This window comes from Clostridium sp. D43t1_170807_H7 (assembly GCF_015555905.1).
In the GTDB taxonomy this organism is placed as follows: Bacteria; Bacillota; Clostridia; order Clostridiales; family Clostridiaceae; genus Clostridium.
Genome location: NZ_JADNLK010000014.1, coordinates 38,932 through 60,584 on the forward strand (window position 1 = coordinate 38,932; position 21,653 = coordinate 60,584).

The window sequence follows — 21,653 nt, forward strand, 5'->3', positions numbered from 1 at the left end:
TGGTGATAACTGGGTTAGAAGATTACAAGAGGAGTGTAATAAGCAAGGTTTTAGCAATCAAACTGTAGATGGTATTCCAGGACCAAACACATTAAAAGGTTGCCCAATTATGAAAGAAGGTGCTAGAGGAAATATTACTAAATTGCTTCAAGAAAAGCTTATTTCACTAGGGTATAATACTAATGGAATTGATGGTATATTTGGTTCAGGAACTAAGGCAGCTGTTATAGCTTTTCAAAAATCTAAGGGACTTTTAACAGATGGAATTGTTGGAGAAAATTATTAAATATGTAATTGTTACGGCTAGAAATTAATCTTTCTAGCCGTTTTTGATCAGCAATATTCTTTTAATAATGTATAAAATAATATACTCGTAAATGATGATATAAACATAAAAAATAAAATCAAGTATAAAACATTTATAATTAAATAATTTTTAAAATAAAAAGCAATATTATTAACAAAATATAATGATATTGCTTTTTATATAAAGCTATATATAATATAAATTTCATGATATAATTTTAGACATTATAATATAGTAGGGGGACAAATTAATATATGACATTTGATAAGTTTATAATATGGTTAATGGCAATAGGTATACTTGTTGGTGCTATAGACCGATTATTAAAAAATAAATTTGGATTGGGAGAAAAATTTGAAGAAGGATTAAATTCGATGGGCCCTTTAGCACTTAGTATGGTTGGTATAGTTAGTTTATCTCCGGTAATATCTAATATTTTAGGACCTATAATAATACCTTTTTATAAATTTTTAGGAGCAGATCCGGCTATGTTTGCTTCAATTTTAGCAAATGATATGGGTGGGTATCAATTAGCCTTATCATTAGGAGAAAACAAAGAAATTGCTTTATTTTCAGGATTAATAGTTTCATCTATGTTAGGATGTACTATAGTATTTTCTATTCCTGTTGCATTAGGATTAATAGAAGAAAAAGATAAAGAATTTTTTGCAAAGGGATTATTAATAGGGTTATCAACTATTCCCTTAGGATCAATTGTTGGCGGAGTAATAATGAAAATAAATATAAAAATGCTTCTAATAAATATTATTCCTATTATTTTTGTTTCATTAATTCTAATTTTAGGATTAAAGTTTTTTCAAAATATATTTATAAGAGGGGTATTATATTTTGGAAAATTTATAATGATGATTACTACAATAGGTTTAGCTGCTGCAGCCTTTGAAAAGTTAACTGGTATAGTATTAATTAGGGGTATGTTGCCTATTGATGAAGGAATGAATGTAGTAATAAATATCGGAATAGTTCTTTTAGGAACATTTCCTATGTTAACATTAATAATAAATTTATTAGACAAGCCACTTAGAAAATTAGGAAGATATATAGGGTTAGATTCCACTAGTGTTGCAGGTATAATTTTTTCATTAGCCAATAGTATTCCTGTTTTTAAGATGTTAAAAGATATGAACAATAAGGGTAAAATAGTAAATATAGCATGGCTAGTTGCAGCTACATCAACATTAGGAGCTCATTTAGGATTTACTGCTGGTGTTGAATCAAAGATGATAATTCCAGTTATATTAAGTAAATTATCTGCAGGAGTATTTGCAATTATGATAGCATTAATTTTTACAAGAGATAGTGAAAAAAAGGTATATAGTAATATATAAGTTTTAGGGAAGTATTTTTGACTTCTCTTAATTTATCATAGTATATTAAGATTATTTTAGGGGGATTTAAATGAGATATTATATTAAATCAAAGTTATTTAAAATTAAAGAAGACTTTTGGGTTAAAAATAACAAAGGAGAAGATTCTTATTTTATAGATAAGGAATTTTTCAGTTTTGGATTACAATTTAGAGTAATAGAAAATAATAATGAAATATATAAGGTTAGAGAAAAACTGCTAAAGTTTATGCCAAGTTATGAAATATATGATGCTAATGATAATATAATAGGTATGGTAAAAAAACAGCTTACATTTTTTAAGGATAGTATATTTGTTGAAAGTAATTATGGCAATTTTGAAATTCAAGGAGATTTTTGGCATTATAGTTATACAATTAATCATAATGGAAGAACTATTGCAGTTATTGATAAGGAAATTTTATCATTTACAGATAATTACTATGTTGATATAAATTATGAGAATCATCCTTTTATAATAGCTTTAGTTATAATTATAGATAATATAATAGATAAGCGTAATAATAATTAAAAGAATTTAGAGCTATCCTTATTTTCAACTATATAAGGATAGCTAGTTTTTATTTATAATATTTTAAATTTTTATTATATAGGAAATTATTATGATGTTTTGAAATAATAAAGCATTTTCTTAAGAATTTCGAGTATAAGAAGAAAAAAAGTTATGAATATTTTACAAAAAAACATAAAACATAACTTTATTTACAATATATGTTGAAATAATTCGTTTTATGGAATAAAATAATATAAATTGTAAATATAAAAGGGAGAGAATAATGGTAGAAAATATTATAAATAAAAAATTAAGAGAAATTAAGGAAAAACCAATACTATATATAAATATTATTATGTTAACTTTAATATCACTAATTTTTATAAATATAATTTTTAAATTAGATAAAAATATGACATATACAGGGGTAGCATTAGTATTTATAAAATCATTTAATTCTATATTATCAATATTGGCGTTAGGAAGTTGTCTAATTTCATATTGTAGATTAAAAAATGATAGTGTTTTTATTATTAGTTTGATGTATTTAGTATGGTTAATAGATATACTTCTAGGGCATATAGATTATCTAAGCTTTTATTTTACCGAATATACTCTTTCAAATTACTTAACTATATCAACTTCATTAGCTAGGGTGTTTTTAATTATAGTAGCAATAATCCCTAGAAATAAATTTAAAAGTATTATTGTAAAAAATAAAACCTATTCATTATTATTTGTAATAGGATATACTGTGATATTAGGTCTTATAGAAAATACTATTAAGGTTAATAATTTATATCATTCAAATTTTGTTTTTGTAAATTATAATAGAATGTTAATTATAGTTTATATATTATGCTCACTTAAATTATTTATTACTGGTATGAAAGAAAAAGAATATTTATTTGTAGTTTTGTCATTAAGTATATCAATGCTAGCTATTAAAGCGATGATAGCTATATATGGAGTAAATAATATATCGTTTTATTTAAAATTAGTTTCAGTATCAATAACATATATTAGCTTTTTAATAATAATTTGTGGTGTATTTATAGAATTATATATGTATATATGCAGGACAAAGGTATTAAATAATAATTTTAAAGTGTTTTATGATTTATTTGAAAATAATAAATATATATTCATGTTTATATGTAAAGAAGATGGTGAAGTATTGTATGCTAATGAAAAACTAAGGTCCCATGGCTTAATTGGAAACAATATAAATTCATTTAAATTAGGAGAATTAATTAAAATAAAAAATAAGTCTTTATGGTCTGATGAAGTTACTACATTACTTAAGGATAATGGAGGGTGGAGAGGTATAATAAAAGATGATACTGATAATATTACTATGGATTGTACTGTTCAATTAATAGAGACAGATTACGAAAATGTTATATCTGTTTCGTTTATGGATATTTCTGATGAGATAAAAAGAGAATTAGAGTTAGAAAAGTTAAAAGTCTATGATAAATCTAAAAATGAATTTTTTTCAAATATATCTCATGAGTTAAGAACACCTTTAAATATAATATATTCTACACTTCAATTATTTAATATGTATAGTAAAAATGAAAATGTTGATTTTAAAAAAGTATATGAAAAGTATAAAAGGCCACTAGATATAAATTGTAAAAGAATGCAAAGGCTAATAAATAATATTGTTGATATATCAAAGATAGAGAGCAAGCTTTTAAGTGCCAATTTTATGAATTATGATATTATTAATATTGTGGAAGAGTTAACATTATCAGTTGTTGAGTACGCTTTGCTAAAAAATATTAATATACAATTTGATACTAATGTTGAACAGCATATTATAAAATGTGATGCATCTATGATTGAGAGAGTAATTCTTAATTTATTATCAAATGCAATAAAGTTTTCTGATTTAAATAAAAATATATTTGTTAATATTTTAGTAAATGAAGAGTGGGTTGAAATAGAAGTAATAGATGAGGGAATTGGAATTCCTGATATTAGTAAACAGATTATATTTGAAAAATTTGTACAAGCTGATAAATCTTTTACTCGTATGAATGAAGGTAGTGGAATAGGACTTAGTATTATTAAATCTCTAATTGATCTTCATGATGGAGAAATAAAATTAGAAAGTGAAGTGAATATAGGAAGTAAATTTAAAATATTATTGCCTAATTTACAGATTGAATCATCAGAAGCTAAAAGTTATTCTATTGATAAACACAATATAGAATTAGAATTGTCTGATATTTATGAGGTGTCTTAAATAATTAATGTAATTTTACAAAAATATTATCATTATACTGTAATTATTATCACAGTAATTCTGTTGCTTTTCGTGATATTATAGAAGAGATTGTATTATTAAGTATAAGTTTTATGGTAAAGAAAGAGGCAGATACATGAAAAAATTTATAAAAGAACAGATACTAAAAGTAGTAGATACACTAGAAATGATAATAGGAATACTTTTAGCAGTTTGTATTGCAATATCAGTTGTATATCTTATTTTTGATATTAAATCTATTTTTTCAAACAATAATTTAGAGGCATTTAATAATTATTTATCTATAGCCTTTAATTTTGTTATAGGAATAGAATTTATAAAGATGTTATGTAAGCATACTCCGGAAACAGTAATAGAAGTATTATTATTTGCTATTGCAAGACAATTAATTGTTGAACACATGACAATATTTCAAAATTTAGTTGGGGTAATAGCTATTGCAGTATTATTTGCTACAAGAAAGTATTTATTCTATAATTTTGATGAAGTAGATAAAACAATTTATAGAAGCAGTGAAAGAGTAAAAAGAATAAACTTTTTAGAACATATTAATATACCACATGATAATAAGGAAGATACTTTAGAAGATATTATTTTACGAGAAATAGAGTCTAGAAAGTTAGAATTAGGAACAGGTGTATGTATTTATTATCCAGGTTTTGCTTTAAGAGTAGCCAAAATAACTAATAATGTAGTTACAAGGGTTGAAGTAATAAGATCTATAAAAAATAAATAGATATTTCTATGAAAATATAAAGTTTAATATAAAGAAACAGTTAAAATCTCAAGGATTCTTATGAATCCTTGAGATTTTATGTATTAATGGTTTGTTTTAAATAACTTTTTAGTTTGCATATTATAAAGTAAACTAATAGTAAAGTTTTTAAAGTTTATTTTTAGTTTATAATTTACTATTATTATAGAAATAAAATTTATTTATATAGATAATTTAATAAGTAAGTCTTAATTAAAAATAAATTTTATATATAAATTATATTAATACTAAAGGTAGGGATATTATGATTAATATATTAGTTGTTGAAGATGATAAACATACGAGAAAACTATTAGAGACTATTTTAAAAAGAGAAGGTTATTCAGTTTTAAAGGAGGAAGATGGTATAAAAGCAATGGATGTATTAGATAATCATCATGTGGATTAGAGCATTTTATTGAAATATTACATGATGGATAGCTGATGTAATTCTTGTTATTAATATAAAGAATTTATGTTAGATATACTCATTTAATATGGATAATAATCTGAAAAAATAGTAAAATAGTATTAAAGGTTTTAGGGTATACCTAATATAAAAGTAGGTGAGTATTTTGAATGAATCAATTAAGGAATTGCTGAGATGGATTCTGAAATATTTAGTAATTATCGTAACTACTATAGCTTTAGTTCTAGCAGGAAATTTACTATTCATTGAAAGTCATAAAGTAATTTCTCAAAAAAAATCATTTATACTTTATACTATATCTTCAGAAAGTATGGCAGCTATTATGGTACTTATTGCTTCGGTTATATGTATAATAATATTTAAACTTAATAGCAAATTTTTAAGTAAAAAGGTATCTTCTAAAAGTAAGGAGAAGTTAATATATGATAATATTAATTCTTACAGCTCTTTAGTTAGATGGACCATAAAAGTTGATAGGAAGATAAATAAGTTCTCAAAAAGTAATTTAATTAAAGTATTATATATTGTTTTTGTAGTTGGAATTATTGTATTTAGTTATACTAACTATACTGCAGTAACAAATAATGAAATAATTCATAAAACAGTATTTTCGGATAAGGTATATAATTATGATGATGTTGAAAGGTTAGAATTAGGTTTTACTAAGGGTCAAGAAAGTAATGTATACTATAATTTAGTAATGAGAGATGGTACTAAAATAAGCTTAATTGGAGGGTCTATTGAAGTAGTTAATGAAAGTTATGAAAATGTTATATATGAAATAGATAGTAAATTGCAAAGTTTAGGAAAAGATAAAGTAATTGATGAGTTCTATATAGAAGATTTTAAAAATCAAGGCTATAGTCAAGATTATGTTGAAAGAGTACTAAGATTATTTGAAGAGTAAATATCCACCAGGTAAGCTGGTGGATATTTATTTATGTCTGAAAGCAATAATATTCAAATAGTAATATTAAATAATTAACCTGAATAAAATATGATATACAAAATAAAAGCTTTGTATAATATAAGAGATGAAGGAAGGATTGCAATGGATAATTTAGTATTCAACATATGTGAAAGAAGTGAAAAGGGAAGTAAAGTAAGAAAAAATGGAGAAATCCCATGTATTGTTTATGGAGATAATCATCATAAGTCTTTAGCTGCCAAAATGACTAAAAAAGAAATGATTAGATTATTAAGATATCCTAAGAGTTCAATTGTATCTTTAAAATTAAATGGAAGTTTAAAGAAGTGCATAGTTAAAGAAATGCAGCAGGATCCCTTTGGAAAGATAATTCATATAGATTTTCAAAGTATAAACAAAGGTGATATAGTTAAATTGAAGATTCCAGTAAATTTTGTTGGAGAAGAAGTCTTAGCATCTAAAAACTTATTATTAGAATCTTTTATTACAGATGTTGAATTACAAGGGGAAGCAGATAAATTTCCAGAAAATTTACTTGTAGATGTATCTAACTTAGAAGAGGGAAATCAAATTTTTATTAGAGATTTAGCTATACCAAGTGAAATGGTATTAGAAAGTAATAGAGATTTAGCTATGGCTAAAATAAGTTATAATTCTAATAATAAAGAATCAGATGAAGAAACAACAGAATAAGTAATTTTTATATAATTAATAAAAGTGATTATAGTATAAAATAAATGAAAAAAGCTTCTATTAGAAATAATATATTTTTAATAGAAGCTTTTTTGTATATTATAAAAATAACTATTGACTCTATAGTTACTATAGACTTTATCATGATTAAAGAAACAAAATATGGAGGTGTAATCATGATAAGAGAATTTTTTAAATATGCAGTTCCTTCAGCTTTAGCCATGTTTGTTTCATCTCTATATACAATAATTGATGGAATTTTTGTTGGACAAGGCGTTGGAGATTCTGCATTAGCAGCAGTTAATATAGTTATGCCATTTACTATAATGCTATTTGGTATAGCAACTATGTTTGCTGTTGGTGGGGGAGACCTTGTATCTAAGAATATAGGAAGTAATAATAAGGATAAAGCAATAAAAATATTTAGACAAGTATTTAAATTTTTACTAATTTTAAGTATAGGTATAAGTTTAATTTTTATAGTATTTTCAACACAAATAGTAAAAATACTAGGTGCTACAAATAACTTAGTTCCATTAGCTTCAACTTATTTAAAGTATTATAGTTTATTTTGTATTCCAAATTTAATAGGAATTGCCTTAAACAGTTTCGTTAGAAATGATGGTAGACCGAAACTTGCAATGATATCAACTTTATCAGGTGCAGTAACTAATATAGTTTTAGACTATATATTTATAGGATTATCACTTGGTGTACAACCATTATTAAGTTATAATTATGGTGCTAAAAAATCAAAAAAAATGTTAAAATATTATTCTATAACAATGAAGGCATCAATTTTAATAAATATTATATTTATAAGTATATGTTTTTTATTTGGAAAAGATATGATATTGATTTTTACGTCTGATACTATAATTGCTAATATTGCATATATAGGGTTAAACGTAACAAATATTGCATTTATAATGGTAGGTTTTAATTTAATAAGTACAGTTTATTATCAGTCAATAAGTATGCCTAAGATTTCAAATATTTTCTGTGCTTTTAGAAGCGTTATACTACTTTCCATATCATTATTTATTTTAGCTAAATTATTTAAAATTAATGGTATATGGATTAGTTTATTTGTTTCTGAGCTATTAACTTTTATTATATTGAGGTATTCTGTTAATATAAAGTCGTATACTGTGAGGGCTATTGACAATGCAAATTAACTTAGGAGATTTTTAATATGGAAACTTATTTTTCAGTTGGAGAAATATCTAAATTAACAAATGTTCCAATTCAAACATTGATATATTATGATAAAATGGGTCTACTTAAGCCTGCTTATATAAATGAACAAAATAATTATAGATATTATTCAGTAAATCAATTTATAAAGATTGATTTATTAAAGCAGTGCAAAGTTATAGGATTATCACTAAAGGAAATAGAAGAGTTATTAAAAAATGAAATATCAGTAGATTCTATGTTGAAATTAATAGATCAACAGCGAAAAGTATTAGATAATAAGATACAAGAGCTTGAAAGTGTTAAATCATATATTAACTTTTTAGGTGATAGATTAAAAGAAACTAAGAAAATAGAAGAAAATAAAATATTTATTAAGTATAATGATGAAAGAATAGTTAAGAAGTATAAATGTATATTAAAAGATCAAGAAGATATAGAACTAAATCTAAGAAAGGTTTTACTTGAATCAGAAAAAGAGAATTGGATGTTAAATTCAGAATTAGTATTTGAAGCAGCATTAGATATATTAGAAAGAGAGAATAAGGTAGTTTATACTGCTATAATGCTTTATAAGCATGAAAATGTAAGTGAAGGAACAGAAAATGTAATATTAGAAAAGGGAAAATACCTTACTATGTATTATGATGATAGCTATAAAAATAATTTAAAATACTATAAAATGATGTTGGACCATATTAATAAGTACAATATAGAACCGATAGGTAATTTTAATGAATTTTCTATATTATCCAGGGTGAATTCTAAAGAGGATGAAAAGTCTATAATTCAACTTGAAATAAAAATTAAATAAAAAAGGTTAATTAAAACGAAAATCCTATAAGAAATACGTTTAAATAATTTCTTATGGAATTTTCGTTTTAATTTACATGGTTACATTAGGAAAATAAGTATACAAACTGCATAGATAATATTTATTGCACCTAATATTATTCCTAAAATAGCTAATACTTTTCCTTTTTCTTGAGCTTTATATATTTGGGACAAACCTATTGCTGAAAGAACAACAGCTACAATTCCAACAATTCCCCAGAAGTTTAAAAAGCAAGAGATAATACCTAGGATAAAACCTGCAATAGATAAACTATTATAAGAACCGTTTGATTTTTGTAGTTGATTATTATTGTTATTTTCGCTCAAATTTAATACCCCCATTATTAATTAATAAATTATATGCTCAAATAAATATAATATGATTATTATCTTTATCTTTAAATGTTTCTTATTTTAAAATATATAATTTTATATTAATATAATATTTTTATCAGCTTTTTATATTTTATTGAGATATTGTTAATAATTTAATATAATGATGATAAATAAAAGCAATAAATAGGAAAGATGTGATTATAATTGAACAATAAATTAAAAGTAGATCTAAGAGATGTAATAGAAGCTATAGAATTTGAAGGAGAATTATTACAACATTACTATAACAAAAATACAGGAGTTATAATGTATATAGAGGATAGTAGCTCTGCAACTTACAAAGCTGATGATATACATAATTTAGATAATTTTGAAGAGTGGGAAAAGGAACTTATACTTTCACTTCATGATTTTAGAGAAAATCCAAGTGACTATATTCAACTTCCATCTTATGATGATATTAATGAATATAGTATGATGATTGAATTTTGTAATAATATAGAAGATATAGAATTAAGGAATAAAATATTAAATAGAAAAGATTCTTTTAGAGAGTTAAGGCAATCAATTGAAAATGAAGGTCTTATTAATAAGTGGTATGATTATAGAGAAGATGCTGAAAGAAAGTTAGCTATTAAGTGGTGTAATGATAATAATATAGAGTATTAAATTTAGAAAGGTTGAAACAAAATGATAAAACCAATTGTTAAAGATATAGTGTTTTTAAGTCAAAAATCAGAGCCGGCTACTAAAGAAGATATAGCTATTATAGATGATTTGGTAGATACATTAAGGGCAAATTTAGAATATTGTGTTGGTATGGCTGCTAATATGATAGGGGTTAAAAAACGTATACTAGTATTTACTATAGGTGATCTTATTATACCTATGATAAATCCGGTTATATTAAATAAAGAGAACAGTTATGATACTGAGGAATGTTGTTTATCATTAATTGGATTTAGAAAAACAACTAGATATGAAAAAATAGAAGTAGAATATTTAGATAGAAACTTTAATAAGCAAAGACAGATATTTAAAGGATTTACAGCACAAATAATCCAACATGAAATTGACCATTTTGAAGGAATAATAATCTAGGTTATATTAGTGCATAAAAAATATTTATTGATTAGTTTGTGTTAAATATGTTGATGTATTGGAGTCAATATACTTAGATACTATAAAAGAAGTAAATTAAAAAATAATATTTATTGAGATAAAGAGGATAAACTTGAGAAATTATAAAAATTTCTTGAGTTTTTTTATTTAATAAGTATAAATTCTAATAAGATACATTAAAGGTGTTAACATTAATATCAACTCAAATAATAGTAAAAAATTAAATTATTATTTCCATCTAACTAATAGTAAATTATTATCACTATTTTTACCTATTATAATTTTAATAGTTTGGTTTGTAATAGCAAAATTACAGATTTTTTCAAGTGCTATACTACCTAATATAGGACAAGTTGTAGAGTCTTTTGTAAATCAATTAACTAGTGGGCAACTGATAAATGATATATTAATTTACCTTCAGCAATTCCTTCAATATTTGTTGGTTTAAAACTAGGACTTGGAATATCATTAGATGGTAAAACAATATGCGGTCCAGATAAAGATAGAGCTATGATTTTTCAAGAGCATAGGTTGTTTCCATGGTTAACTATAACAGATAATATATCATTAGGTTTAGATAAAAGTAATAAAGAAGAAAATGATAAATTAATTAGAGAGCATCTAAAAATGGTAAAATTAGAAGAGTTCGAAAATGCATATCCAAATCAATTGTCAGGAGGAATATCACAAAGAGCAGCAATTGCAAGAGCATTAATAAATAATCCAAAAGTATTATTATTAGATGAACCTTTTGGAGCATTAGATGCTTTAACTAAAATTCAATTACAAAACGAAATTTTGAAAATTTGGTAAAGAGAAAAAACTACAATGATTATGGTTACTCATGATATTGAAGAAGCTATTTATTTAGCTGATAAAATAATAGTAATGTCTTCTAGACCAGGTAAAATAAAAGAAATTATAAATATAGACATTGGTAAATCAAGAGATAGAAGTAGTTATGATTTTGCAACTATTAAGAAACAAGTATATAAACACTTTTTTGATACTGAGGATATTTCAGTAGAATATACAATTTAAGAGAAGAGGAATTAAATAATGATTATACAATTAATTGACCAGAAAAACTGGAGGTTAATCTTATAAATTTTATTAGTTTAAAATTTATAATTTTAGCCTCCTTATTTTATTTGAAAGGAGAAATAAAAGGGAACATATATGCCATAAGTATATTTACGAGATATTAGCTTTGAACAGTATAAAATTAGATTAAGTTGAATTAATAAATACTACAGATGCTGAATCAGCGTTACAAGGTAATTCTGTAGATGCTGTAGTAACTACTGGTTGGAGTGAGGGATGATAATAAATTTGACTTTATTTCTTTAGATAGTACAGAAGATTCAATAAAAAAATTAGAAGAAAGTAAGGATTTTATGCTAAATAATCATATCATATCTAAAGATTTTGATATAAATTCATGGGTTGATAGATCTTTTTATGAAAAGGCAAATAAATAATGTATATTAAGGGAGGAATTAAAAATAGGTCATCCAACTATTTATCCAACAGGAGTAACAGTATATAACAAGGAAAAGGCATGGGGAGGATATACCTTATTACAAGTAAATGATTTAGGCGCATTACTAATAGATATGAATGGTAGAGAGGTCAATTATGGAAGGGGTTAAAAGGCTTTCCTAATAAACTTTTACTAGGTGGTTTTGTAATTGGAAGTACAGGAGAAAGGGTATGCAAGATATGCTTGATTTAATTCAAGTAGATTTAGAAGGTAAGATTGTTGGAAGTTTAATAAAACAGAGTATATAGAAGATAAAGGTGAAATACCACAATGGATGGCAAGACAGCATCATGATTATCAAAGAGAAGGTAGTTCAGTTGGTTATTATTCACCTAATAGTGAACCACTTGTTGATAGAGGAAATACATTAATTTTATGTCATGAAAATATTATAAACAGTGAGATATCACAACAATTACTTTTAGATGATAAAATAATTGAAGTTAATTGGGAAGGTGAAATAATATGGCAATGGAAAGCTAATGAACATTTTAATGAGTTAGATTTTGATGAAGCTGCAAAAAATATTCTTTATAGAGATCCTAACATGAGACCAGCAGGTGGAGGAATGGGTGATTGGCTTCATATAAATTCAGTGTCAACACTTGGACCAAACAAATGGTATGATAATAGTGATGAAAGGTTTAATCCAGAAAATATAATATGGGATAGTCGTGAAGCCAATATAATAGCAATAATTGAAAAAAGCACAGGGAAAATAGTATGGAAATTAGGACAAAATTATAATGAAAATGAAGAATTAAGAAAAATATGTAGTAGAGCTAAAAAATATACTACATATTTTTTTATATTAATATTTTGCTAATTTATTTAACACTATTAGCACAACTGTGAAATTGCTTTCATAGTATGATAAATGAGAGGTGATGTATATAATGTTACCAATACAAAGGAAAATAAGTTCTTTTAATTATTCAAGTAGAAATGGTAATAGTGTTAAGTATATAGTTCTTAATTATACTGGAAATAAGGGTGATACAGCTAAGAATAATGTTGATTATTTTTATGGTGGAGATAGAAGTTCAAGTGCACATTATTTTGTAGATGATAATTCTATCTGGCAATCAGTAGAAGAATTTAATGCTGCTTGGTCTATTGGGGATGGTCATGGTATATATGGTATTACTAATCAAAATTCTATTTCCATAGAAATGTGTTGTAATTATAATGGTATTATATCTGAAACAACAGAGAATAATACATTAGAATTAGTTAAGTATTTACAAAACAGATATAACATTGCTAGCAGCAATGTTGTAAGACATTATGATACAAGTCGTAAGATATGTCCTAATTGGTCAGAAAATAATTGGAACAGATGGACTTCCTTTAAAAATAAATTAGAAGGTAAGTATGGTTATGATAAGGAGATGAACTATTCTATGTATGTATTCAGTAAGAATTGGTATCTAAAAAAGTATCCAGATGTAGCTAAGAGTCCAATCTATAAGGATAACCCTTATAAACACTATGTTGATTATGGAAAGAAGGAAGGAAGATTACCATTGCCACCCATTCCAAAAGAATATAATGAAGGTGAGTATCTAGAGCTTAATCCTGATGTAGAAGCTGCAGTTAAAAAAGGCACCTTTGTATCTGGGGTGGATCATTATCTTCAATATGGATTTGATGAAAATAGAAAAGTTTGCAAATAAACTATTAAAATTGAATAATAAAAATGTTATTAAATATAAATGATAGTTTATATTATAAGCTTTTAAGAAAAAATCTAGCAGCTAGAAATAGATTTTCCCTGTAGAATTTATTCTATGGGGATTTTTGATGTTTAAATATAAATGGAAAATAATAAATAAAAATGATAAAATTATTATAATGGTGTAAAATAATTTATATTTAATGAAAGATTTGGAGGTAAAAATGAATATAGCTTGGATTGGAACAGGAGTCATGGGAAGTGCTATGGCTAAAAATTTAGCAAAGAATGGGCATAATGTTTCTGTTTTTAGCAGAACAATTTCAAAATGTGAACCATTAAAGGAATTTGGAATAGCGGTTAAAGAGAGTATTAAAGAATGTGTAGAAAATGCAGATGCAATATTTACTATTGTAGGTTATCCAAAGGATGTTGAAGAGGTTTATTTAGGGAATGAAGGAATCTTTCAATATGCAAAAGAAGGAGCTTACTTAGTTGATATGACTACTTCATCGCCGATTCTTGCTAAAAGATTATATGAATTAGGTAATAAATTTCATGTTTTAGATGCACCTGTATCAGGAGGGGATATAGGTGCACAAAATGCTACATTATCAATTATGGTAGGTGGAAATAAAGAGGATTTTGAATATATGTATAGTATATTTGAATGTATGGGTAAAAATATAATTTATTTAGGTGAAGCAGGTAGTGGACAAAACTGTAAGGCATGTAATCAAGTTGCTATAGCAGGTACAGTAGCTGCAGTAGCGGAATCAATTACTTATGCTAAAAAATCTGGTTTAGATCCTAAAATTGTTTTAGATGCTATATCAAAAGGAGCTGCTGGAAGTTGGCAACTTCAAAACAATGGCTATAAGATGATTGAAAAAGATTATGCACCTGGATTCTTTAATAAGCATTTTATAAAGGATATGAAAATAGCTAAGGAAGTTATGGAAGAAAAGGGTGAAGATTTACCTATTCTTAATAAGGTATTAGAAATGTATGAGGAATTAGAGAAAAATGGTTTCGGAGATTATGGTACTCAAAGTATAATAGAAATGTATTAATAATTATATTTTTAAAGGTTTTGAGGGAGTTTAGATAAGTTTAAAACTTCGGTAATTAATCTAACTAATAGTTATAAATTAAATGAAGTTTTTATATAATTTTTATAGAAAATTGTTATAGGAGAGTTTTGAATGAAAGTAATATTACTTAATGGAAGTCCAAAATCGAAAGGATGCACATATACAGCATTAAAAGTAATTGAAAATGAATTGATTAATGAAGGAATAGAAGTTGAATTCTATGAGGTTGGAAATAAGCCAGTAATAGGATGTATTGGATGCAATGCATGTAGAAAGCTTGGCAAATGTGTCCATGATGATTTAGTTAATGAAGTAAGCAAAGAGATGGAGAGTGCAGATGGCTTTATTGTAGGTTCTCCTGTTCATTATGCTGCTGCAAGTGGAGCAGCAACTTCATTTTTAGATAGGCTTTTTTATTCAACAGATAAGAATCATTTAAGACATATGTTTGGAGCAAGTATTGTTTCATGTCGTAGAGGAGGAGCTAGTGCTGCCTTTGATCAATTAAATAAATACTTTACAATAAATGAAATGCCTATAGTATCATCTGTTTATTGGAATCAAATACATGGAAATACTCCAGAAGAGGTTGTACAAGATTTAGAAGGTATCAGAACAATGAAGGTATTAGCAAGAAATATGGCCTATTTAATCAAGTGTAAAGAAGCTGCTAAAAATGTACCACTTCCTGAATTAGTTCCAGTAGAAAGAACAAATTTTATTAGATAAATATTTAATTTTATCTCAAGGTGTAATTTAGTATTTAGATTATACTTTGAGATAATTTTTTTGAAAATCATTTACAAATAATAGAATTACAGTTAATATAAAGGATAATATCATGATCATACTAACTTTAGCTAAGTAGTGAACAAATTATGTTATTCAAAATTTAAATTTGAATATGGGGTGATAACGATGTATTCCATTAGAGAACACATATTACAATTAGAAAGTGATTTATTAAAATCAGAAGTAAGAAAATCGGCACAAAGGATAAGTAATATATTAGCAGATTGTTTTATTGAGTTTTGTAGTAATGGAAATATATATCATTATAAAAATGGTGATGTATTTCAAGAGCAAGATGATAACAAAGAATTGTTTTGGCAAATTATAGATTTTAAAATAAATGAATTATCAGATGATTGTATTTTAGCAATGTATAAAGTGATAAAACACAATGAACCGAATGAAAATAAAAAATATTCTCTTCGTAGTACAATATGGAAATATATTGATGGGAAATGGAAAATGTTTTTTCATCAAGGAACATATACATCTAAATTTGATATATAAATAACTTGTTAAATACTAAAAAGTCAACAACAATAAAGATTGGAGGATTTGGTGAGAGTTTGTCACTTGTCATATACTCTTTCACTAAAAATAAATTATGAAAGTTAATATAAAAGATAAAGATGGATTAACAGAAGAAGAGTTTATTAAAGCATATAATCCAGCAAGGTATGAAAGACCTAGTGTTACTAATGATATTATTATTTTTACAACAGAAGATAAAGAAGAAGAGAATATACGTAAAGTTCCTAGAAAAGGAATGCAAGTATTATTGATAAAAAGAAAAGAACATCCTTTTATTGAAAAATGGGCTATTCCAGGTGGATTTGTGAGAATGAATGAAAGTCTACAAGAAGGAGCAGAAAGAGAATTAAAAGAGGAAACAGGAATAGATAAAGTCTATTTTGAGCAACTTTATACTTTTGGTGAAATTAATAGGGACCCAAGAACTAGAGTTATAAGTGTTGGTAATGTTGCACTAATTTCAAAGAATAGTGTAAAACCAATTGCTGGTGATGATGCCAAGGAAGTTCAATGGTTTTGGATAAGTAAAAAACTAATTAGTACTGAAAATTTTACCACTGATATTAAAAAGAGATATTTATTAAGTCTTGCTTCAGAAGATGATAAAATAAAAATAAATTATGAAGTAACTGAAATATTAGAGAAAAATATTTTTAGGCAAAAGAAAGTAAGCTATAAATTTCTAAATAGTAACAATGATGAATTAGCCTTTGATCACTATAAAATATTAGACTATGCAATTGATAGGATAAGAAATAAGATTCAGTATACTCCAATAGCAGTTAATTTATTACCTAGGCTTTTTACTGTAAAAGAACTTCAATATGTTTATGAAGCTATAATGGGAAAAGAGTTATTGAACTTTAGAAGAAAAATTGGAAATATGATAGTTGAAACTGATGAAAAGCTTGAAGGAAAGCCCTATCGCCCAGCACAAGTTTATAAGTTTAATGAAAACTGGGAATATGAGTTTTAAATAATTTAAAAAAATCTCATAAATTTATGCATTATTTATGAGATTTTTAATATACTATAATATAAAATCAAATTGATATTATCTATATGATATAAAGTAAATTATATTTTATTAACAGTAATAAAATATTTTTTTGAAAATACTTAATATCAAATTGAAAATAAGTAAAATGTTTAGGAGGTATTAATTTATGGGAACAGGAAGATGGTCAGAAAGAGATTGGAGAGAATATTCACAAAGGAATATTAGTGGAAGAGAGAGGGTAGAGGATATATATACTTCTATAAGTTTAAATCCAGATTTAGATCCAAGAGGAATAACTTATAGGGAAAGCTGTGATAGTATTGATAATCCAAATGCTACACCTATTATTATTGGATTAGATGTAACTGGTTCAATGGGATTTATTTTAGATAATATGGCTAGAGTAGGATTAAGAAATTTAGCTACTGAAATATATAATAAAAAGCCAATAAATGATCCACATTTGATGTTTATGGGAATTGGTGATGTTAAATGCGATAGTGCACCACTTCAAGTAACACAATTTGAAGCTGATATAAGAATAGCAGAAGCATTAACAAAGATATATCTTGAGAAAGGTGGCGGTGGAAATGACTGTGAAAGTTATACATTACCATGGTGGTTCGCAGCAATGCATACTAAGTGTGATAACTATATTAAAAGAGGTAAAAAAGGATTCTTATTTACAATAGGTGATGAATGTCCACCAGAAGATTTAAGTTCATATGAAATAGAAAGAGTTTTAGGGTATAAACCACAATTTAATACAATTTCAACTAGAGAGTTATTTAGGCTAGTTTCAGAACAATACGAAGTATTTCATATTGTTATTGAAGAAGGTAGTTACTGTAGATATTATCCTGAAAGAGCTTTAAATAGTTGGAGAAGTATTTTAGGTGAAAGAGTATTATCTTTAAAAAATCATGAGAATTTGGCAGAGCTTATAGTAGAAACATTACAAAGATTTAATGGAAGAGATTCTTTATATAGAAATAATGAACCAAGAAACTATTATGAAAATTATACTAGCCATGATTTTAAGACACAAAGAAAAAGGAAAATAGGATTTTTGAGATTTTAGTATAAAAATAATTTATGGAGGTATGGATTAATGAAAGAGGTAAAGGTAATAATAGGTGCAAACTTTGGAGATGAGGGAAAAGGATTAATGACAGATTATTTTTGTAATAAATGTGATAATCCAATTGTAGTTAGATTTAATTCAGGGGCTCAAGCTGGGCATACAGTAGTGACTCCAGATGGAAATAGACATGTTTTTGGTCATTTTGGAAGTGGAACCTTTAATAATACACCAACATTTTTAAGTAAATACTTTGTAGTTAATCCATTATCTTTTTTAAAGGAATTGAATGAGTTAAGGAAGCAAGGATTAAATCCTCAAATATATGTAGATGATGAATGTTTAGTAACTACACCTTATGATATGATTATAAATCAAATTGTTGAGATTTTTAGAGGTAAAAATAATCATGGTAGTTGTGGTTTGGGTTTTAATGAAACATTAGTTAGAAACTCAAAAGATAGGTTTAAGTTAAAAGTTAAAGATATATTAGATATAAATCTTAATAAAACTAAAGTTTATGAGATATTAATGGATATTAAAAATCATTATGTTAATAAAAGGTTAAAGGAACTTGGAGTAAATAACATTGACAATGAATTTAAGAGTATACTTGAAAATAATAACTTGATATTTAATTTTATTGAAGATATACAGGATTTTATAAAAGATATCAAAATAACATCATTTAAAGAAATAAATAGGAAATTTACAACGTTAATATTTGAAGGCGCTCAAGGTTTAATGCTCCATGAAAACTATAAGTACTTCCCTCATGTAACTCACTCAAAAACAGGCATGGAAAATGTAATTGAACTTTTGAATGAAGTTTATAGTGAATTTTCAAATGAAGCAAAAAATAAAATTAATATTGAAGTCATTTATGTAACTAGAAGTTATTTAACAAGGCATGGGGCAGGTCCGCTACCTGGAGAATTAAATTGTGCGCCATATAATAAAATAGTTGATTTAACCAATATACCAAATAGATTTCAAGGATGTTTAAGGTTTGCTTTATTAGATTTAGATTTATTAAATGAAAATATATATAATGATTTTAATAAAGTAATAAATAGCGGTTATAATATAAGAAAATCTTTAGCAATAACCTGTTTAGATCAAATTGATAATTTTGCAAAATATATTTTTGATAATAGTCTTAAAGAAAGTAACTTAAATACTTTTATTAATAATGTAATAAATAAAATTAAACCATATAGATATTATTTAAGTAAAGGAGCATCCAGAGCTACTATAGAAATGGTTGAGAATTAAATTTTATATTTAATAGTAGCATATACTATTAGAAGAATGATTGTAAAATATTAAGCCCTGAGTAAAAAGCTCAGGGCTTTTTTTGAATGATTTATTAAATTCAAATTAATTTCATTGTGAGGTGATAAATTTGGATGAAAAATTTATGGAGTTAGCCATTAAATTGGCAAAGAAAGGTGAAGGAAAAGTAAATCCAAATCCAATGGTTGGAGCTGTAATTGTAAAGGATGGAATTGTAATCGGAGAAGGCTATCACGAAAGATATGGAGAAGGACATGCTGAAGTAAATGCATTTAAAAGCTTAAAGGAAGATCCAAGTGGATCTACTATGTATATAACTTTAGAACCGTGCTCTCATTATGGTAAAACGCCACCATGTGCAGATAAAATAATTGAAAATAATATAAAGCGAGTGGTTATTGGAATGATAGATCCTAATCCATTAGTTGCAGGAAATGGAGTAGATAAATTAAAAAAGGCTGGTATAGAAGTAAAGGTTGGTGTATTAGAAGATAAATGTAAAAACCTTAATGAAGTATTTATAAAATATATATTAACTAAAAAGCCTTTTGTGGTATTAAAAACTGCTATGTCTCTTGATGGGAAAATAGCAACAAGAACTGGTGAATCTAAATGTGCTAATTATAGACGAAAAAAATGGACAGGTTGATTTAAGTGCTCTTATAAAAAAACTTGGGGAATTAAATATAGATAGTATTTTATTAGAAGGAGGGTCAACACTTAATTATTCTGCTTTAGAAGAAAGTATAGTTGATAAAGTAATGATTTATATATCTCCTAAAATTATAGGAGGAGAATCCTCTAAAACACCAGTAGGTGGAATAGGAATAGATAAATTAAATGATGCCTTTAAATTGAAAGATATTACTACCAATATTGTAGATGAAGATATTTTAGTTGAAGGATATATATGTTAGGTGGTGATTATATGTTTACAGGTATAATTGAAGAATTAGGTGTTATACAGGAAATAAAAAAAAGTAGCAAATCTTCAAAATTATTAATTAAAGCAAATAAGGTTTTAGAAAATACAAATGTAGGAGATAGTATTTGTACTAATGGGGTATGCCTTACTGTGACAGATTTAAAAGCAAATAGTTTTGAGGCTGATGTAATGGCTGAAACATTAAGAAGGAGTAACTTAGGAGATTTAACTGTTGGAAGTAAGGTTAATCTAGAAAGAGCATTAACACTAGAAAGTAGACTTGGAGGTCACATTGTAAGTGGACATATAGATGGAGTAGGCGAAATCATTTCATTAGTAAAAGAAGATAATGCTACTTGGGTAACCGTAAAAGCTAAAAGTGATATTTTAAGATATGTAGTGCTAAAAGGTTCAATAACAATAGATGGTATAAGTTTAACAGTTGCATATGTAGATGAAAATGTATTTAAAGTTTCAATAATACCTCATACTGCACAAGAAACTACATTGTTAAATAAATCTATTGGTGAAACTGTTAATCTTGAATGTGATGTGATTTCAAAATATGTTGAAAAGCTTATGGGACTTACAACAAAGGAAGAAAATAAAAAGAATACATTATTAACAGAAGATTTTTTAAAAGAAAATGGATTTTTTTAATTTGAAGGGAGTAATGGTTTATGTATAAATTTAATAGCGTTGAAGAAGCAATAAAAGATATAAAAGATGGAAAAATTGTTATTGTTGTTGATAATCCTAATAGAGAAAATGAAAATAATCCTAGGAAGATAGATGGTTTGGAAAGTTGTGGAATAGAGATTGTAAATAGAGTTCCAATTCAGATGAACCATAATGAGAAAAATGAGTTTTACTTACAAACTAAAAAAGAAAAACTTGGGCATATGCTTTAAAGTTATTAGAGTTTTATAGTAAAACCAATGAACAAGTATAGTTTATAT

Annotated in this window: 24 protein-coding genes and 3 pseudogenes; 26 read left to right on the forward strand and 1 reads right to left on the reverse strand. The window is 25.6% G+C overall.

All coding sequences use genetic code 11. The features are described 5' to 3' along the window. Window positions 1–109: 109 nt before the first annotated feature. The 10 genes from I2E98_RS16045 to I2E98_RS10400 all read left to right on the forward strand — a co-directional run bounded on the left by I2E98_RS16045 (window position 110) and on the right by I2E98_RS10400 (window position 9,279). Entirely contained in the window at window positions 110–286 is a 177-nt protein-coding gene (locus I2E98_RS16045; RefSeq protein WP_243251065.1) for a peptidoglycan-binding domain-containing protein, read from the forward strand. Window positions 287–561: 275 nt separating this feature from the next. Then, a complete protein-coding gene (gene eutH / locus I2E98_RS10360) occupies window positions 562–1,656 on the forward strand; it encodes an ethanolamine utilization protein EutH (RefSeq protein WP_195468844.1) in 1,095 nt (364 codons plus the stop codon). A gap of 70 nt (window positions 1,657–1,726) precedes the next feature. After that, entirely contained in the window at window positions 1,727–2,206 is a 480-nt protein-coding gene (locus I2E98_RS10365) for an LURP-one-related family protein (protein ID WP_195468845.1), read from the forward strand. Between the two features lie 265 nt (window positions 2,207–2,471). After that, window positions 2,472–4,442, forward strand: a complete 1,971-nt coding sequence (locus I2E98_RS10370; protein WP_195468846.1) for a HAMP domain-containing sensor histidine kinase — start codon at window positions 2,472–2,474, stop codon at window positions 4,440–4,442. 136 nt (window positions 4,443–4,578) lie between these two features. Then, window positions 4,579–5,199, forward strand: a complete 621-nt coding sequence (locus I2E98_RS10375) for a hypothetical protein (protein WP_195468847.1) — start codon at window positions 4,579–4,581, stop codon at window positions 5,197–5,199. Between the two features lie 283 nt (window positions 5,200–5,482). After that, window positions 5,483–5,626, forward strand: a complete 144-nt coding sequence (locus tag I2E98_RS10380) for a response regulator (protein ID WP_195468848.1) — start codon at window positions 5,483–5,485, stop codon at window positions 5,624–5,626. A gap of 166 nt (window positions 5,627–5,792) precedes the next feature. Continuing rightward, window positions 5,793–6,554, forward strand: a complete 762-nt coding sequence (locus tag I2E98_RS10385) for a hypothetical protein (protein WP_195468849.1) — start codon at window positions 5,793–5,795, stop codon at window positions 6,552–6,554. 144 nt (window positions 6,555–6,698) lie between these two features. After that, a complete protein-coding gene (locus I2E98_RS10390; protein ID WP_195468850.1) occupies window positions 6,699–7,268 on the forward strand; it encodes a 50S ribosomal protein L25 in 570 nt (189 codons plus the stop codon). A gap of 176 nt (window positions 7,269–7,444) precedes the next feature. Next, entirely contained in the window at window positions 7,445–8,446 is a 1,002-nt protein-coding gene (locus tag I2E98_RS10395; RefSeq protein WP_195468851.1) for an MATE family efflux transporter, read from the forward strand. Between the two features lie 17 nt (window positions 8,447–8,463). Beyond that, window positions 8,464–9,279 (forward strand): MerR family transcriptional regulator, encoded by an 816-nt coding sequence (locus I2E98_RS10400; RefSeq protein ID WP_195468852.1) that lies wholly within the window; start codon window positions 8,464–8,466, stop codon window positions 9,277–9,279. A gap of 80 nt (window positions 9,280–9,359) precedes the next feature. Here the strand turns inward: I2E98_RS10400 and I2E98_RS10405 are convergent, their stop codons facing one another. Then, window positions 9,360–9,626: a DUF4190 domain-containing protein gene (locus tag I2E98_RS10405; RefSeq protein WP_195468853.1), complete on the reverse strand. Its 267-nt coding sequence runs from the start codon at window positions 9,624–9,626 to the stop codon at window positions 9,360–9,362. 213 nt (window positions 9,627–9,839) lie between these two features. Between I2E98_RS10405 and I2E98_RS10410 the strand changes: the two genes are divergently transcribed. The 16 genes and pseudogenes from I2E98_RS10410 to I2E98_RS16050 all read left to right on the forward strand — a co-directional run. Beyond that, the gene (locus tag I2E98_RS10410; RefSeq protein WP_195468854.1) at window positions 9,840–10,304 is read left to right on the forward strand and encodes a UPF0158 family protein; all 465 of its coding nucleotides are present in this window, start codon (window positions 9,840–9,842) and stop codon (window positions 10,302–10,304) included. A gap of 21 nt (window positions 10,305–10,325) precedes the next feature. Beyond that, window positions 10,326–10,736: a peptide deformylase gene (locus I2E98_RS10415; RefSeq protein WP_195468855.1), complete on the forward strand. Its 411-nt coding sequence runs from the start codon at window positions 10,326–10,328 to the stop codon at window positions 10,734–10,736. Window positions 10,737–11,240: 504 nt separating this feature from the next. Next, window positions 11,241–11,570, forward strand: coding sequence for an ATP-binding cassette domain-containing protein (locus I2E98_RS16325; RefSeq protein ID WP_347708031.1), 330 nt, complete (start codon window positions 11,241–11,243; stop codon window positions 11,568–11,570). 15 nt (window positions 11,571–11,585) lie between these two features. After that, window positions 11,586–11,798: a hypothetical protein gene (locus I2E98_RS16330; protein WP_347708030.1), complete on the forward strand. Its 213-nt coding sequence runs from the start codon at window positions 11,586–11,588 to the stop codon at window positions 11,796–11,798. Between the two features lie 272 nt (window positions 11,799–12,070). After that, complete coding sequence (locus tag I2E98_RS10425; protein ID WP_195468856.1) at window positions 12,071–12,238, forward strand: hypothetical protein; 168 nt, start codon at window positions 12,071–12,073, stop codon at window positions 12,236–12,238. Between the two features lie 24 nt (window positions 12,239–12,262). Further along, window positions 12,263–13,069 (forward strand): annotated as a pseudogene (locus I2E98_RS10430) (aryl-sulfate sulfotransferase); the annotation flags it as partial. A gap of 127 nt (window positions 13,070–13,196) precedes the next feature. After that, window positions 13,197–13,976 (forward strand): peptidoglycan recognition family protein, encoded by a 780-nt coding sequence (locus tag I2E98_RS10435; RefSeq protein ID WP_195468857.1) that lies wholly within the window; start codon window positions 13,197–13,199, stop codon window positions 13,974–13,976. Between the two features lie 223 nt (window positions 13,977–14,199). Continuing rightward, the gene (locus tag I2E98_RS10440; RefSeq protein WP_195468858.1) at window positions 14,200–15,048 is read left to right on the forward strand and encodes an NAD(P)-dependent oxidoreductase; all 849 of its coding nucleotides are present in this window, start codon (window positions 14,200–14,202) and stop codon (window positions 15,046–15,048) included. Window positions 15,049–15,180: 132 nt separating this feature from the next. Then, window positions 15,181–15,798, forward strand: a complete 618-nt coding sequence (locus tag I2E98_RS10445) for a flavodoxin family protein (protein WP_195468859.1) — start codon at window positions 15,181–15,183, stop codon at window positions 15,796–15,798. Between the two features lie 189 nt (window positions 15,799–15,987). Next, window positions 15,988–16,368: a DUF4440 domain-containing protein gene (locus I2E98_RS10450; protein ID WP_195468860.1), complete on the forward strand. Its 381-nt coding sequence runs from the start codon at window positions 15,988–15,990 to the stop codon at window positions 16,366–16,368. Between the two features lie 97 nt (window positions 16,369–16,465). Then, a complete protein-coding gene (locus I2E98_RS10455; RefSeq protein ID WP_195468861.1) occupies window positions 16,466–17,368 on the forward strand; it encodes an NUDIX domain-containing protein in 903 nt (300 codons plus the stop codon). Between the two features lie 190 nt (window positions 17,369–17,558). After that, window positions 17,559–18,473: a hypothetical protein gene (locus tag I2E98_RS10460; protein WP_195468862.1), complete on the forward strand. Its 915-nt coding sequence runs from the start codon at window positions 17,559–17,561 to the stop codon at window positions 18,471–18,473. A 30-nt stretch (window positions 18,474–18,503) separates the two neighbouring features. Continuing rightward, window positions 18,504–19,748 carry an adenylosuccinate synthetase gene (locus I2E98_RS10465; protein WP_195468863.1) on the forward strand — a complete coding sequence of 415 codons (1,245 nt, stop codon included), beginning with the start codon at window positions 18,504–18,506 and terminating at the stop codon, window positions 19,746–19,748. Between the two features lie 130 nt (window positions 19,749–19,878). Next, window positions 19,879–20,686 (forward strand): annotated as a pseudogene (gene ribD / locus I2E98_RS10470) (bifunctional diaminohydroxyphosphoribosylaminopyrimidine deaminase/5-amino-6-(5-phosphoribosylamino)uracil reductase RibD). An 11-nt stretch (window positions 20,687–20,697) separates the two neighbouring features. Next, the gene (locus tag I2E98_RS10475) at window positions 20,698–21,354 is read left to right on the forward strand and encodes a riboflavin synthase (RefSeq protein WP_195468864.1); all 657 of its coding nucleotides are present in this window, start codon (window positions 20,698–20,700) and stop codon (window positions 21,352–21,354) included. A 113-nt stretch (window positions 21,355–21,467) separates the two neighbouring features. After that, window positions 21,468–21,605: pseudogene (locus I2E98_RS16050) on the forward strand (bifunctional 3,4-dihydroxy-2-butanone-4-phosphate synthase/GTP cyclohydrolase II); the annotation flags it as partial. Window positions 21,606–21,653: the final 48 nt, after the last annotated feature.